General features: G+C 47.0%; 14 protein-coding genes and 1 tRNA gene. 7 read left to right on the top strand and 8 right to left on the bottom strand.

Translation table 11 applies throughout. From position 1 onward, the window contains the following. Window positions 1-6: 6 nt before the first annotated feature. Both HAL07_RS00365 and HAL07_RS00360 read right to left on the bottom strand, forming a co-directional pair. Window positions 7-1,053 (bottom strand): tetratricopeptide repeat protein, encoded by a 1,047-nt coding sequence (locus HAL07_RS00365; RefSeq protein ID WP_053944734.1) that lies wholly within the window; start codon window positions 1,051-1,053, stop codon window positions 7-9. Window positions 1,054-1,065: 12 nt separating this feature from the next. Further along, a complete protein-coding gene (locus tag HAL07_RS00360) occupies window positions 1,066-2,097 on the bottom strand; it encodes a SurA N-terminal domain-containing protein (protein WP_238374449.1) in 1,032 nt (343 codons plus the stop codon). A 193-nt stretch (window positions 2,098-2,290) separates the two neighbouring features. Between HAL07_RS00360 and HAL07_RS00355 the strand changes: the two genes are divergently transcribed. From HAL07_RS00355 to HAL07_RS08255, 3 genes are read left to right on the top strand one after another with little or no spacing between them, the layout of a single operon-like run. Continuing rightward, window positions 2,291-4,951, top strand: coding sequence for an ATP-dependent Clp protease ATP-binding subunit (locus tag HAL07_RS00355; protein WP_053945017.1), 2,661 nt, complete (start codon window positions 2,291-2,293; stop codon window positions 4,949-4,951). Beyond that, a complete protein-coding gene (locus tag HAL07_RS08110; protein ID WP_156295902.1) occupies window positions 4,951-5,556 on the top strand; it encodes a cache domain-containing protein in 606 nt (201 codons plus the stop codon). Before HAL07_RS00355 ends, HAL07_RS08110 begins: the two co-directional genes overlap by 1 nt. Continuing rightward, window positions 5,510-6,715 (top strand): methyl-accepting chemotaxis protein, encoded by a 1,206-nt coding sequence (locus HAL07_RS08255; protein WP_274377876.1) that lies wholly within the window; start codon window positions 5,510-5,512, stop codon window positions 6,713-6,715. The genes HAL07_RS08110 and HAL07_RS08255 overlap by 47 nt, the downstream gene beginning before the upstream one ends. Here the strand turns inward: HAL07_RS08255 and HAL07_RS00345 are convergent. The 4 genes from HAL07_RS00345 to HAL07_RS00330 all read right to left on the bottom strand — a co-directional run bounded on the left by HAL07_RS00345 (window position 6,712) and on the right by HAL07_RS00330 (window position 9,449). Further along, window positions 6,712-7,443: an exonuclease domain-containing protein gene (locus HAL07_RS00345; RefSeq protein ID WP_082346389.1), complete on the bottom strand. Its 732-nt coding sequence runs from the start codon at window positions 7,441-7,443 to the stop codon at window positions 6,712-6,714. The two genes, HAL07_RS08255 and HAL07_RS00345, sit on opposite strands and share 4 nt — an antisense overlap. After that, window positions 7,440-8,072 (bottom strand): ribulose-phosphate 3-epimerase, encoded by a 633-nt coding sequence (gene rpe / locus HAL07_RS00340; RefSeq protein ID WP_053941197.1) that lies wholly within the window; start codon window positions 8,070-8,072, stop codon window positions 7,440-7,442. Before rpe ends, HAL07_RS00345 begins: the two co-directional genes overlap by 4 nt. Window positions 8,073-8,274: 202 nt before the next feature. Continuing rightward, window positions 8,275-8,351: transfer RNA gene (locus HAL07_RS00335), tRNA-Ile, on the bottom strand. After that, on the bottom strand, window positions 8,313-9,449 hold the full coding sequence (locus HAL07_RS00330; RefSeq protein WP_082346392.1) for an FtsW/RodA/SpoVE family cell cycle protein: 1,137 nt from the start codon (window positions 9,447-9,449) through the stop codon (window positions 8,313-8,315). The genes HAL07_RS00335 and HAL07_RS00330 overlap by 39 nt, the downstream gene beginning before the upstream one ends. A 52-nt stretch (window positions 9,450-9,501) precedes the next feature. Here HAL07_RS00330 and HAL07_RS00325 point away from each other — a divergent pair, with 52 nt between their 5' ends. Beyond that, on the top strand, window positions 9,502-10,275 hold the full coding sequence (locus tag HAL07_RS00325; protein WP_053944733.1) for a sulfite exporter TauE/SafE family protein: 774 nt from the start codon (window positions 9,502-9,504) through the stop codon (window positions 10,273-10,275). Here the strand turns inward: HAL07_RS00325 and rnhB are convergent. Beyond that, window positions 10,246-10,833: a ribonuclease HII gene (gene rnhB / locus HAL07_RS00320; protein ID WP_053944732.1), complete on the bottom strand. Its 588-nt coding sequence runs from the start codon at window positions 10,831-10,833 to the stop codon at window positions 10,246-10,248. The genes HAL07_RS00325 and rnhB overlap by 30 nt on opposite strands. A 54-nt stretch (window positions 10,834-10,887) precedes the next feature. Here rnhB and HAL07_RS00315 point away from each other — a divergent pair, with 54 nt between their 5' ends. From HAL07_RS00315 to HAL07_RS00305, 3 genes are read left to right on the top strand one after another with little or no spacing between them, the layout of a single operon-like run. Next, a complete protein-coding gene (locus tag HAL07_RS00315) occupies window positions 10,888-11,607 on the top strand; it encodes a UPF0323 family lipoprotein (protein ID WP_053941193.1) in 720 nt (239 codons plus the stop codon). Between the two features lie 9 nt (window positions 11,608-11,616). After that, window positions 11,617-12,789: a glutathionylspermidine synthase family protein gene (locus HAL07_RS00310; protein ID WP_053944731.1), complete on the top strand. Its 1,173-nt coding sequence runs from the start codon at window positions 11,617-11,619 to the stop codon at window positions 12,787-12,789. Continuing rightward, window positions 12,789-13,313 (top strand): PepSY domain-containing protein, encoded by a 525-nt coding sequence (locus HAL07_RS00305; RefSeq protein ID WP_238374448.1) that lies wholly within the window; start codon window positions 12,789-12,791, stop codon window positions 13,311-13,313. Before HAL07_RS00310 ends, HAL07_RS00305 begins: the two co-directional genes overlap by 1 nt. On the opposite strand, the gene corA is transcribed toward HAL07_RS00305, so the two are convergent. Continuing rightward, window positions 13,310-14,263, bottom strand: coding sequence for a magnesium/cobalt transporter CorA (gene corA / locus HAL07_RS00300; RefSeq protein ID WP_053944729.1), 954 nt, complete (start codon window positions 14,261-14,263; stop codon window positions 13,310-13,312). The two genes, HAL07_RS00305 and corA, sit on opposite strands and share 4 nt — an antisense overlap. Window positions 14,264-14,272 lie beyond the last annotated feature (9 nt).

The raw sequence follows: 14,272 nt of genomic DNA, 5'->3' as shown, positions 1-14,272 counted from the left end.
AACCTCCTAGTTTAAATTGCTGCTGCGATCGCTGGGATGTTTGTCTAAACTTAGGACCACTTCTTTAGGCCCGATTTTAGCACACACCAAACAGCGGCAACTCTCAAAGGGAGATACGCTCTTGCACGCCAGACACTGGTAGCTAAAGTTTAAATTTAAATGGTAGTCGGTGTGCAAAGTCCTAAACACTTCTAGCTCTAAGGTTTGGCAACGCCCCTTGACATAGCCCTTAGCGATAAAAACTTCGAGTACGCTTGGGTGCAACTCGCCCAAATACGGGGCGATTTCCGCCTCTTTAATGTCCCAAAGCAAGTCGATTAAGGACGCGCCCTCTGTGGTTTGGGCGATCTCTTGCAAAAAGAGAGTTTTATGGTGGGTTTGTAAGTGTTTTAGCGCGCTCTTATAAAGCTTGCTTTGCTCTTTACCAAGTTTTAAGATCGCCTTGCTTTGCTCCTTCAGCCCTAAATCCTCTTGCATGAGGATTTGCATTTGCAAATAGTGGTAATTGTCTAACAGCCCGCTCTCGCCCAAAGCGTCCAAACATTCTAAAGTTTGCAAGGCTTTTTGTGGCGCGCACATGGTTTCATACACTTGCACCATCGAGTGCAAGGCGTGCGTGTTTCTAGGGTCGATGTGCAACACTTCGGTTAAAATGTCGCGCGCCTTTTGGACATAGCCCAAATCGATGTAGGCCTTGGCTAGACTCTCTAAAAGGGCGATGCGCTCGTTTTGGTATTTGGGTAAAAGCGCCAAATAAATTTTAATCGCCTGCTCGCTGCTGCCGTGTTTGGCGTAGTGTTTGGCTAAAAACATCCAAGTTTTAAAGCCTAAAACTTCTAAGGGGTTTTCTTGCTCTTTTTGCAAGAGCTGCTGCACCTCGAAGGCAAGTTCCACTTGGGCGTAAGAGTGCGACAAAGCATTGAGGGCCCTTAAATTGCGCCTGTGGGCAAGAGTGGAGCGGAAATAGTCGATCAAAATCACCCCCCCGATGATGAAGGCTAAGATGGCGACACTAAAGAGCGAGTCCTTATAGATGAAGGCTAATTGCTCCACAGCCCATCAGCCTTAGCGCAAAAATTTAATCTTGGCTTTGACTCGTAATTTTTCATAGTATTCGGCCAGGATCTTGTCCTGCTGTTCTTCGATCAATTTATTCGCAATGAAGTTACGGGCTTGGCTAAAAGACACCTCCTCCTTGCCTAGTTTTTGCTGGATATAAAAGGACACATAATTGCCCCCGCCCGCATTTAAAATAGGGGTGAAGGTGTGCTCTTTCGTGGATAAAAACATTTGAGCGATCTGCGGGTTTAGGGCTTTTAAATTGATCTTCTCCTCGCCCTTAGACACCCCGGGGATGGCAATGTCTCTATTCTCTAAGGCTTGGGTGAGGGTTTTCGTGTCTCTGGCGGTGTAGCGGGTGGTTAAAACCTCGCTTGGCACGCTAAACTCTTCTCTGTGGGCGTTGTAATACTCGCGCATTTTGGTTTCGCTGTTGGTATTTACATTGAAAAGCAAGATGTTGCGCAAAAGCTCCTTAGTTTCCAGCTGTTTTTTAAGCTGTGTTCTATAATGCATGGGGTCGATCCCCTCGTTGGCAAGCGTGCGCATAAAGTCATTCATGCTCATGCCATTGTGCTTGGCGATCTCTTCGATTTGGGCATCGATTTTATCGTCCTCAATGTCGATTTTTAAGCGTTTGATCTCTTGGGCTTGGATTCGCTGGATGATCAAAGCGTTGATCGCCTGCTGGCGACTGACATGGCTTTCTTTCTCTTTGGTTTCGATTTGATAAAGCGTGATCGGGTCGTTATTCACAGTGACGGCAATTCCGCCCACAATGCCGTCTTTGCGCTCCTCAATCAAATCCTCAGCAGGGAGTTTTTTAGACTTTAAAGACTTGGCGGCCTCCTCTTTTTTCTGTTCCTCTTCTGTTTTGGGGGCTTCTTTCGTGGCTTCTGTGGGTTTTTTAAGAGATTTTTTGACCTGCTCGTCTAGGTTTTTAGGGTTGTGTTTGCCCGCGCCAACCCCCCTGCCCGTAACCGATTCGACAGTAGAGCCAGAGTCTGCCGCATGCACGCTCAAGAAGACAAGACACAAGCCGGCAAAAACCCGTTTTAAAAATCTAAGATTGTGTTTTATGTGTGGAAAAGTCAAAGTTTTCTCTCTATCTTTTTATGGTAGGGGCAAGTATAATGCAGCGGGGCTAAGAGCAAGATTAAGATTTATAGGATTTGTGGTCGTAAAATTGCGTAAGGGCGTTATAATACCTATGCAAAAAGAAAGGATTGCCATGCCCGCTAATGTTTTTGAGAAACTCACCAACCATTTAAAAGAGAGCCTAGATCAAGCTCTCTCTTTGGCCTTGCACGCCAAAAATCCCGAGATCGAGCCCATACACCTTTTTTGGGCGCTCTTAACCAACACGCATTCTCTCTTAAGCCAAGCCCTCTTAAAAATGGGCGTGGAAAAGTCCCCCCTAGAGCTAGAAGCCAGAAGTCTAGTGGATAAATTGCCTAAAAGTTCGAGTGTGAGCGCACAGGGTTTGAGTTTAAGCAAATCCTTATTAGACGCGTTGCATTCTGGGTTGGGGCTGGCCTTGCAAAAGGGGGATAGCTATGTGGCGATCGACACTTTTATTCAGGCAAACCAAGAGCTTTTTAAAAACTACTTTGGCAAGTTCGTCGATGTGGGGGAGCTGATTAAGACCTTTGAGAGTTTGCGTAAAGGCGCAAAGATCGAACAGCCCAATGACGATGCCACTTTAGAAGCCCTCGAAACCTATGGGATCGACTTAACCGCCAAGGCCCTAGACAACGCCCTAGACCCCGTGATCGGGCGGGATGAGGAAATTTTAAGGATGATGCAAATTTTGATTAGAAAGAGCAAAAACAACCCCATTTTGCTCGGCGAGCCGGGTGTGGGTAAAACCGCCGTGGTGGAAGGCTTGGCACAACGAATCGCCAAAAAAGAAGTCCCCCTATCTTTGCAACACAAACGGGTGGTGGTTTTAGACATGGGCATGTTGATAGCCGGGGCGAAGTATCGGGGGGAGTTTGAAGAGCGCTTAAAAAAAGTGGTCGAGGAGGTCAAAAAAGCGGGCAATGTGATTTTATTCATCGATGAAATCCACACCTTAGTGGGGGCGGGGGCAGGCGAGGGGAGCATGGACGCGGCAAATATCTTAAAGCCCGCCTTAGCGCGCGGCGAGTTGCACACCATCGGGGCGACCACGCTTAAGGAATATAGAAAATATTTTGAGAAAGACAGCGCGCTCACCCGCCGTTTCCAGCCCATCCTCTTAAACGAGCCCAGCATCAACGAAACTTTGCAAATTTTAAGGGGGATTAAAGAAACTTTAGAGGCGCACCACAATGTCAGCATCACAGACAGCGCTTTAGTGGCAAGTGCTAAACTCTCTAACCGCTACATCCCCGATCGCTTTTTGCCCGACAAGGCAATCGATTTGATCGATGAGGCGGCGGCGGCTTTAAAAATGCAAATTGAATCCGAGCCCTATGCCCTCGCCCACACAAAAAGACTCATCCAGCAATTAGAGGTTGAAAAACAGGCCCTGCTCATGGAGGAAAACAGCGCGAATCAAGAGAGGCTTAAGATGGTTGAAAAGGAATTGCAAAACGCCCTAGAGGAGCGCCAACGCCTAGAGGTGCAATTTAGCAACGAGCAAAAGGTCTTTAAAGACATCGCGGCCAGCAAAAACACCATTGAAAGCCTCAAAAGAGAATCGCTCTTGGCCAAACAGCAGGCAGATTTTAGGAAGGCCGCCGAGATCGATCACGACAAAATCCCAACCCTAGAAAAGGAAGTGGTGGCTTTGGAACAGAAATTGACTCAAATGCAGGCGCAGGGCAGCCTCTTAGAGTCGGCTGTAACCAAAGAGGGCATTGCGCGGGTGGTGAGCCAATGGACGCAAATCCCCGTGCAAAAGATGTTGCAAGAAGAAAAAGAAAAGATTTTACACATCGAACAAGAGTTGTCTAAAAGTGTCGTGGGGCAAGAAGATGCGATTAAGGCCATTGCTCGGGCGATCAAGCGCAACAAAGCGGGTCTTAGCGACCCTAACAAGCCCATTGGCAGCTTTTTATTCTTAGGACCCACAGGGGTGGGTAAAACTGAAAGTGCCAAAACTTTAGCCAAGTTTTTGTTTGACAGCCAAAAAAACTTGATCCGCTTGGATATGAGCGAGTACATGGAAAAGCACGCGGTCAGTCGTCTAGTGGGCGCGCCTCCCGGGTATGTGGGCTATGAAGAGGGCGGGCAACTCACCGAAGCCGTGCGCCGCAGCCCTTATAGCGTGTTGCTCTTTGACGAGATTGAAAAGGCGCACCCTGAAGTGTTTAACATCCTTTTACAGGTGCTCGATGAGGGGCGACTCACAGACAATAAGGGCATGGTGGTGGATTTTAAAAACACGATCATTATTTTAACCAGCAACATCGCCAGCGATAAAATCTTAGAACAGCAGAGCGCGCACGCCAAAAAGAAAGCCCAACAAGAAGCTTTGAGGGCGAACGACATTGCAAGCGGAGACATTTTAGAGCTTGGCGAAGCTTACGATAGGCAAAGGGTGGTACAAGATGCTCTAAGGGCGTATTTTAAACCCGAGTTTTTAAACCGATTGGACGACATTGTGATCTTTAACCCCCTAGAAATGGCAAGCATCGTGCAAATTGTGGATTTGCTCTTTGCACAAATTGAAGAAAAGCTCAGAGAAAAAGAGATCAACATTAGCTTAAGCTCTGAGGCAAAAGAGTACATCGCTAAAAGCGGGTTTGATCCCATTTATGGGGCGCGCCCGCTTAAGCGCGCCCTTTATGAAGAAGTGGAAGACAAACTAGCGGCGTTTCTTTTAGAAACAGACACCCGCCATTTAGCAGGCAAAAACCTCGTGTTTGCCGTGAAAAATGGGGCAATCGTTATCAAGGAAAGTTGATGCGCTCGTTTTCTTTAAGGAAGCAGATTATCTTTTTATGGTTATTGACAATCGTTTTAATGGTGGGGACATTGATCTTATTTACTCATAGCTACCATGAATCGGTCGAGCGGATCAAAACCCTAGTGAGTAGGGATTTAAAAAACTTCCTAGGGGAAAAGATCAAACTCGCTACGGATGCGCTGGCGTACAATTTATCTAGATCAATCAAAGATGCTAAAGACGATGCCACTAAGCGCGCCATCATCACCCATATCATGAGTGATTTTCGCTACGAAAAAGACAACTCAGGCTACTTCTTTGTCTATGAAGGATACATCCCCGTTTATAGTCCTAACAATAAGGGAGGAGGTCTAGGAGGCTCTGATGAGGGCCTTAAAGACAAAGAAGGAGTCTATTACATGCAAGAATTGCATAAGGCAGCAATGAATGGTGGGGGCTTTGTGAGCTATTTCTATCCAAAGCCCCTACCCGATGGCAGCACAAAAGACATGCTTAAAATCTCTTACGCCCAAAAGATTGAGGGGGCTAAGGATTTATGGGTCGGTACGGGGCTATATGGGGCTATATATAGACAATGTAACCAAGCGCACCCAAACCATTAGTCATGAGATCGAATCGGGGATTAAACACTCTTTTCATGTTTATATTGTGATCGTGTCTTTGTTTATGCTTTTTGTCGTTATCCCCCTTTATTACCTCTTTTACCGCAAAATCACGAGCAACATTGAGATATTGAATGGCGGATTGCGCGACTTTTTTGCGTTTGTGAGTTATGAGAGTAAAGAAGTACCCGAGGTACTTGTAACCAACTCTAAAGATGAGCTTGGAAAAATGATACGGGCCCTTAACACGAATGTACAAAAAGTGTGCGACCATCTACGAACCGATCAAAACTTTTCTAAGAACGCTTTAGAGATTTTAGAGAGCGTGCATACAGGCGACTTCACGCAAAACATCCAAACCAGCGCGTCTAATCCCCAACTGATACACTTGGGGGGCAATCTCAATGCCTTTTTTGGATTCTTAGACGAGATTTTTCGCCAAATTTGCCAAACCATCCAAACTTATTCTAAAAACGACTTCACCAAGGGCATGGACACGGCACATTTACAGGGCAGTTTCTTACAGCTGGTGTGCGACATCAACACCTTACAACAAAGCATCGTGGCTTCTTTAAAACACTCTTTAGACTTTGCCCACGCTCTAGGCCAAGAAACACAGACTCTAAATGAAACCGCCCACAAATTACAAGACGCTTCTAAGCAACAAGCCCAATCTTTAAAGCAGACCACACGCACCCTAGAGAAAATCAGCGAATCCATGCAAAGTGTCAATAGCAAGAGCCACGAGGTGATCGAACAATCCAATGGGATTAAAAACATTGTGATCGCCATCAACGAGATCGCCGATCAAATCGGTTTGCTTGCTTTAAACGCGGCCATTGAAGCGGCTAGAGCCGGCGAGCACGGGCGAGGCTTTGCTGTGGTGGCCGATGAAGTGAGACAACTTGCCGAGCGCACGCAAAAATCCTTAGGCGAGATTGAAGCAAACACGCAATCGCTCACACAAGCCATCAGCGATGCGGCCAGCGCGATTGAAGAACAAACCCAAAGCATTGCCCAAATTAATGAGACCATGGAAACTTTGGAGGAAACGATGGCCCAAAATACCCAAATCGCGACCACTTCGCTAGACATCAGTAAAAATGTCCAAAGCATCGCGCAAAATATCTTGGATGAGGCAAATAGTAAGAAATTTTAGGCGTAATCTAGGAGGTCTTGAGTGGTGCGCACAGAGGCGGGCAAACAGCGCAAACAAATTTCAAACACCTTTAAAGAGCAAAGCGCATCAGGGGCGGCGCGGTGCGCTGTGGGGATGTTGATCCCCAAGAATGCGTTTAAAAACCCTAGGCCGTGCTTGGGGCTTAAGATGCTCTTGCGGCTAAGGCTGAGGGTGCAAAGCTTGGGGTTTAGCAAGGCGGCACCTAAATGGTGGGTGCATAGCGCATTTAAATAAGAAAAATCAAAAGCCACATTGTGGGCGACAAACACGCTATCGCCCAAGAACTCCCTAAACTTTTTAAGCACTTGTTTAAAGGGGGGGGCGTTGCGTAGGTGTTGCTCGCTAAGGCCGGTCAATTCGGCGATTTTAGGTGGGACATGATCGCAGTAAATGAGGCTAGAAAAACTTTTAACAACCGTGCCGGGGATAAAGGGGTCTTTAGCGGGCTTGTAAAGCAAGGCGGCGATTTCTATGATTTGCGAGGTTTTAGGGTCGGGGCCATTGGTTTCAATGTCGATAAAACAATAAAGCGATTGCTGGTAGGGGACATGGGTGCTAAGTTCAAGCTGTGTGGTGTAGGTGATGGGAAAGCCACACGCCTTAAGATACTCGTAAGAAAGCAAGGGGTCTTCACAAAAAGACAGGCTCAAATCCTCGAGGGGCAAAGGGGCTTGTTTTAGGGTTTGGTACAAGTCTTCGGGGTTCATGCCTTTTTTAATTCTTGCAAAGCTAGGGCAGGGTTTTCGTGGTTAAAAAGATAGCTTCCCACGACCAATAAATTCGCCCCACAAGCGGCGAGCAAGGGCGCATTTTGGGCGTTTATCCCGCCATCGACTTGGATTTTACCGCTGTAAGTGGGGAATTTTTGTTTAAAGCGGGTGATTTTATCCAGCACGAGGGGCAAAAACTTTTGTCCCCCAAAACCCGGATTCACACTCATAAACAGCACCAAATCCAAATCCGCAATGACATACTCCAAACCATTTAAGGGCGTGGCAGGATTAAGGCTCACTCCCGCCTTAAAGCCCAAGTTTTTGATGTGGTGGATCAATTTATGCAGGTGGGGCGTGCTCTCTAGGTGGATGGTGATGTAGGCGGGGGTTAAGTCTTTATAAAGCTCAATGCCAAAGAGGGGGTCATCGACCATGAGGTGAATGTCTAGGGGCGTGTCGGAGTGATGGGCCAAATTTTGCAACACACAGGGGCCAAAGGTGAGATTTGGCACAAAATGTCCGTCCATAACATCAATGTGTAAGAAGTCCGCGCCGATAACGCGCTTGAGGCTCTGCTTCAAATCCATAAAATCCGCGCTTAGAATGCTGGCTGCTATTTCCATGTTTAAAACCCTTTCGCCCTTTGCAAGGGTTTTGGCGGCTTTTTCACCGCAGCAAAACGCCCAAGATTTGGAGCAAGCCCCGCTCCACTAGGGCGTAACCAATGGCAGCAACTTGAAACGCCCAATTTAAGTCTCGCCCCACAAAAGGGGGCTATTTTAATCATTTAACACTTATTTGTCAAACATTTAAATTTTGTGGGTGTGGTGGATTCTGTAGGGCTCGAACCTACGACCAATCGGTTATGAGCCGAATGCTCTGACCAACTGAGCTAAGAATCCACCTTTATAAAGAGGGCGATTATAACCAAAACCAAACTTAAAAGCAAGTAAGTTTTCAAAGATGGCAAAAAGGGCGATGAAAGTTAAAAAGCTGCTTCCCCCATAGCTCAACAAGGGCAGGGGCAAACCCACCACAGGCGCAAGCCCCAAGGTCATGGCGACATTCACGCTCGTATAGACAAAGAGCAAAATCGCAATGCCCCCCGTGATGGTCTGCAAAAAGCGGTCGTTGGGGTCGCTGTTAAAATACGAGAGAAAGTGCAAAATAAAGCCCATATAAAACGCCAAAAGCCCCAGTGCCCCCAAAAAGCCAAAGCGCTCCACGAAGTAGGCAAAGATAAAATCGCTCGTGGCAATGGGTAAGAATTTTAGCTTGGCTTGCGTAGATTCTTCTTTGGATTTGCCAAGCAACCCCCCCGAGCCGATAGCAATGATGGATTGGCGTACATGGTAGTTGGGTTTTTCGGCGATGAAGTCGTGCAGGCGTTTTTTTTGGTAATCGTGCAAAGAGCTGTAAATGAGCGGGGAGGCGATCGCAAAGACCAAACCGATGGTGATCCAAATTTTAGGATGCACCCCAACTAAAAACAACACCCCAAAGCCCATGATGAGTACCACCAAAGCTGTGCCCAAATCGGGTTGCTTTAAAATGAGGGCGGCGGGGATGGTGATGTATAAACTGAGTTTGCCAAAGGTCCTCCAGCCATAGCCCCCCGGGGGGATGGGGTGCGTGCTGATCAAGTGGGCCAAGAGCAATAAAATAGCGATTTTAACGGGCTCGCTGGGTTGCAAAGAAAAGGAAGTACCCGGGAGGGTGAGCCAGCGTTTTGCCCCCAGTTTGACCGAACCAAAGAAAGCCACCAACACCAACAAGAACACACAAAACCAGTAGAAAAAATGAAAAATGCGATCGAGTTGCCGAAAAGGGATGAAAAAAATCATCCAAAAGATCACAAAGGCCACCCCGAAATATAAAGCTTGTTTTAAGCTTAACGCCGTGTTGGCTTCATAAATTAAGAAAAAAGACAGCCCCATGAGAGGGACAAGAAAAAAGAGCAATAAAAAATCAAAGTGTGTTAAAATCTTCCTATTGACCATGCGCTCGCTTTTTTTGTGGTGGGTTATTTTAGCACAAACTTAAAGGTTAGGGATGGATTTTTTGGGCTCTGTTTTGTTTTTATTGCTGGGGGGATTTACAGGGGTTTTAGCGGGGTTTTTTGGCATTGGAGGAGGGATGGTGATTGTGCCGGCGATGCTCTTATGCGGGCATGGCTATGACAGCGCGGTGGGAATCTCGATCTTACAAATGGCTTGCTCGTCTGTGGTGGGGAGCGTGGCAAACTTTAAAAAAGGGCTTTTAGATTTGCATGTGGGCTTTTGGGTGGGGCTGGGCGGCCTTGTGGGGGCAAGCTTTAGCGGAGCAGTTTTAACCCACACCCCTCATAAAATTTTGCTTGGCATTTTTATTTTGGTGACTTTATACGCCCTTTTGCGCTTTATTTTTGTGCCTAAAAAGGCGCAAGAGCAAGACGCTAAAAAGTTGCAACTCAACCTAAAAAATAAAGCCACCTTAATAGCCATCGGGGTTTTAACGGGCATTTTTGCGATCAGCCTTGGCATTGGCGGGGGAGTGCTGATGGTCCCGCTCTTGTCCTATTATTTGGGTTTAACCCCTAAGCAAAGCGTGCCCTTAAGCCTGTTTTTTGTGGTGTTCTCCTCCATAAGCGGAGTGGTTTCGCTCTATCAAAGCCATATTTTGCAGTGGCAATACTTGCAATGGGGGCTGTTGGTGGGGGTGGGTAGCGTGCTGGGCGTGCTCTTGGGCGTTAGGCTTGTGCCAAAGGTGAGCGCGCAAATCCATCGTCTTTCACTCATGGTTGTTTATACTTTGTCCCTAGCCGTCTCTATCTACAAGTGGTTTTAGCTTAAAACTTTGGCGGTGGGCGTTGGTGTAGCCGTATTGAGCCAAGGCCAAAGCATGCGTGCGCGTGCCGTAGCCACAATGCTTGCCAAAGCCATACTCGGGGTGGAGTCTATCCAGTTCTAGCATTTCTTGATCTTTATGTACTTTTGCCAAAATAGAGGCCATGGCAATTTGGGGGATTTTATCATCGCCTTTTACCACCGCCTGAAAGCTTTTTAAATGGTGGAAGTGCAATTTAAACAGCGTGTTGCCATCGATGCAAACGCTTAAAACTTTTGGCAAGCTTAAAACAATCTCTTTAATGGCTTCTTGCATGCACAAGCTCAAGCCCTTGCTGTCTATCTCTTGTGCGCTCTTGGCTATGACCACGCTTTGTATGTCCTTGTGGGCTTGGATTTTTTGCGCCCACTCAAAGCGTTTATTGCGGCTTAATTTCTTGCTTTCTTTCAAGCCTTGTTTGCTAAATTCTTGGGCTAAAAGCGCCTCGCAGGCCACGCCCGCGACAAACAACGCCCCACACCAGCACCCCCGCCCCGCCTCATCGACGCCTAGCAACATAAAAACCCCCTTTAAACATGCTATCATAAGCACTTTACAATAAAAGGATGATCCATGCAAAAACCCTTTAGAAAGATTTCAGATTACGCCATTGTGGGGGGGCTTAGTGCCCTTGTGGTGGTAACTCTTGTCGGGTGCAAAGGGACGGACAATAACCAAGAGCAAAAACCCCAAAGCAACACCTCCACACCCATTAAGAAAGGGGCGTTTGTGATCTTGCAAGAGCAGGCGGACAAGAGTTATAAGGTCGCTGAAGAATACCCCAGCGATAAAACACGAGTCGTGGTGCGGGATTTACAGGGCAAAGAGCGGATGTTAAGCGATGAGGAGATTCAAAAACTCATCAAGGATGAAGAGGTAAAAATTGATAAGGGCACAAGCCAGCTCACCAAGCCCGCTGCTGAAGGTGGGGGTTCTGGGCTTGGCATCGGGGCGGCGATCTTAGGCAGCGCGGCCGGGGCGATCTTAGGCAGTTACATCGGCAACAAGCTTTTCAACAACCCCAACTACCACCAAAACGCCCAAAGAAACTACACTTCTCCGCAAGCCTATCAAAGGAGCCAAAATAGCTTTAGATCGCCTTCTAGCGGCAGCCCTACACACAGCGGCTTTTTTAGCCCCCAACAAGGTGCACAAAACACGCCCTCCTCTGCCAGCCCAGCTAGCACCACTAGACCCCAAGCCACGCACACGCCCTCCAGTGCCCCCATGCAAACCACCACACACGGACAAAGTGGCTTTTTTGGCTCACACAGCGGCTCCAACATCTCTTAAAGGAAACCCATGCAAGTGAAAACTTTAAACCCCCTAAGTAAGCAAGCCCTCGAGGAAATCGGGCTAGAGTGGCACACAGACCCAGACAACAGCGCATACATCAGCACAGATTTAATCAGCATCAGCCAAGCGCAGGCAGACGCTTATTATGCCGCGTGCAACGAGCTTTACGACATGTGCGTGGAAACGGCGCAGATGGTGATCGATCAAGAGCGCTTTTTTGAGCTAGACATCCCCAATAGCATTGTGCCCATGATTAAACAAAGTTGGGAAAACGACATCCACTGGCACATTTACGGGCGTTTTGATTTAGCCGGCGGTTTGGACGGACAACCTATCAAACTCTTAGAGTTTAACGCCGACACCCCGACCATGCTCTATGAAAGCGCGCTGGTGCAATGGGCGTTGTTAAAGCACAATGGCTACAACGCCGAGTTGCAGTTTAATAATATCTTTGAGGCTTTGGGGGAGAATTTTAAACGCTTGGTAACCTTACAAGAGGACACGAGCGCATTTAATGAGGAATATGAGGGCTGGAAAATTTTATTCTCTTGCTTGCAAGGCAGCAGCGAGGAGGAGCGCACCACAAGGTTTTTACAAGAGTGCGCCAAGAGTGCGGGTTTTAACACGCATTTTGCCTACATCGATAAAGTGGAGTTTAACGCCGAAACCGGGGTGTTTTATGAAGGCGTGAATTACGAATTTCTCTTTAAACTCATCCCTTGGGAGAGCATCGCCATAGACGAGCCCGAGCTAGCCATGCTCATGCAAGGTATGATGGAAAATCAAAACACCATTTTTTTAAATCCCGCCTACACCTTGATTTTTCAAAGCAAGCGGTTTTTAAAATTGCTTTGGGAGCGCTACCCCAACCACCCCCTGCTTTTGGAAACAAGCTACGAGCCTTTGCGCAATAAGAAGCAAGTACGCAAGGTTGCCTTTGGTAGAGAGGGGGCAAACACCCAAGTCTTAAACCCCGATTTGAGCGTGGTTTATGAAACTAAGGGTGTTTATGGCAACCACAAGCCCATTTATCAAGAGTTCGCCCCTTTAAATAAAGTGGGCGAGTTTTACTACCAACCCAATGTCTTTTACGCCTATGAGGCCTGTGGGCTGGGCTTTAGAAAGGGCGGGCTGGTGATGGACAATTACTCTAAATTTGTCAGCCACATCATCCAATAGTGCCCTTGTCAAGCATTTATAAATTCCACGCCTACACGAGCGTGTTTTTCTTGCCTTTTGCCTTGTTGTTCGCCTTAAGTGGGGCGGCGTTTCTTCTAGGTTTTAATGCCAACAGCGGGGCTAAAATCCGCAAATGGCATGTAGAAAAGTCGTCTAAAACGGATTTAGATTTTCTACTAGATTTTTTAAAAACACACAATATCCCACAGCCTAGCAAACTCGCACCAAGGAAACGCAGGGGGGATTTGATCATCGGTACACCCGCCTATGAAATCGAATTTGACCCAAAACAAAGCGTGGTGAGCGTGATCCAGCGCTCTTTTTTGGGAGTTTTAATGCAGGTGCATAAGGGCAGGGCAGGGGTCGTGCTAAAGGCGTTTGGCGTGGTCTTTGGGGTGTTCTTGTGTTTCTTTTATATCAGCGGGCTTTTGATGGACTTTAAGCGCAAGAACACAGCTTCCATTTTGAGCGCGTTTTTGCTAGGCACGGCCGTGTTGGGCGGGTTTTTAGCCCTAGCCCTTTAGAGCCAACCTTTCTTTTTAAAGTAAATAATAGGCAAGATCGTAGAAACGATCATTGCCACCACCGCCATCGGATAGCCAAATTCCCATCTCAGTTCTGGCATCACTTCAAAGTTCATGCCATAAATGGTGCCAATCAAAGTGGGGGGCATCATCGCCAAGTTTGCCACGGTGAAAAGCTTGATGATTTTATTTTGCTCCACATTGACCTGAGAGGTGAAGAGGTTTTGGATGTTGTCTAGGGCATTGAGGTTGGCCGTGCTAAACTCCACTAGCGAACTAAAATCCTTGATGATGATGTTAAAATCTTTCTTGGTTTCGTTATCCACTTTATTGCTTTTAAGCAAGGCCGTGATGATCCGTCTTTTATCAAATAGGGAGTCTCTAAGCTCCATATTAAACTCTTGCAAGAACGACAGAGAGATTAAGATTTCTTCGTGCGTGCAGGCTTCCAAGTCAAAGACAATTTGCTTTCTAAGCACACTGGTTTCACGATTCACCTCTTCTAAACAATCCGCCCCCTTCTCAAAGTAAAGCTCCAAGATTTTTGCCAAAATGTCAAAGCCGTCATGGAATTTTTTAGGGCTAGCCAACACCCGCCCCTGCACCTCCTTAAAAATGGGAAAATCTCCATAATAGAGGGTGAAAAGAATGTTGTTGGCGATGAAGTAAGTGATGGCTTCTGTGTGGAAGGCTAGGGGGGTGTCTTTGTAAATAAAATAAGTGTTGATGGTGATCGAGGTACTGTTCTCCCAATACTTCACCACCGCGCTTTTTTCGGGGTCTTCATAGAGGTTTAAATCGTAGTTTTGGGCGATGCAATAGAGTTCGGCAAAAGTGGGGTTGATGAGCTCAAACCATAAAATGTTTTTCTCTTCAAAGGGAAAATTTGCAAAATCGCTAAAGGAAAAGACTTCGACTAATTCAGCATTTTTTGTAAAGACATTGATCATGCCCACTCC

The sequence above is a fragment of the Helicobacter ailurogastricus genome, from assembly GCF_001282945.1.
Classification (GTDB): domain Bacteria; phylum Campylobacterota; class Campylobacteria; order Campylobacterales; family Helicobacteraceae; genus Helicobacter; species Helicobacter ailurogastricus.
This window is presented reverse-complemented; position numbering and strand designations above follow the sequence as displayed.

Coding starts and splice junctions, on each gene's coding strand:
- HAL07_RS00330 (WP_082346392.1), bottom strand. CDS start 9,449: ATGGTCAATAGGAAGATTTTAACACACTTTGATTTTTTATTGCTCTTT.
- HAL07_RS00355 (WP_053945017.1), top strand. CDS start 2,291: ATGCCCGCTAATGTTTTTGAGAAACTCACCAACCATTTAAAAGAGAGC.
- HAL07_RS00325 (WP_053944733.1), top strand. CDS start 9,502: ATGGATTTTTTGGGCTCTGTTTTGTTTTTATTGCTGGGGGGATTTACA.
- HAL07_RS08255 (WP_274377876.1), top strand. CDS start 5,510: ATGGGGCTATATATAGACAATGTAACCAAGCGCACCCAAACCATTAGT.
- rpe (WP_053941197.1), bottom strand. CDS start 8,072: ATGGAAATAGCAGCCAGCATTCTAAGCGCGGATTTTATGGATTTGAAG.
- rnhB (WP_053944732.1), bottom strand. CDS start 10,833: ATGTTGCTAGGCGTCGATGAGGCGGGGCGGGGGTGCTGGTGTGGGGCG.
- corA (WP_053944729.1), bottom strand. CDS start 14,263: ATGATCAATGTCTTTACAAAAAATGCTGAATTAGTCGAAGTCTTTTCC.
- HAL07_RS00345 (WP_082346389.1), bottom strand. CDS start 7,443: ATGAACCCCGAAGACTTGTACCAAACCCTAAAACAAGCCCCTTTGCCC.
- HAL07_RS08110 (WP_156295902.1), top strand. CDS start 4,951: ATGCGCTCGTTTTCTTTAAGGAAGCAGATTATCTTTTTATGGTTATTG.
- HAL07_RS00315 (WP_053941193.1), top strand. CDS start 10,888: ATGCAAAAACCCTTTAGAAAGATTTCAGATTACGCCATTGTGGGGGGG.
- HAL07_RS00310 (WP_053944731.1), top strand. CDS start 11,617: ATGCAAGTGAAAACTTTAAACCCCCTAAGTAAGCAAGCCCTCGAGGAA.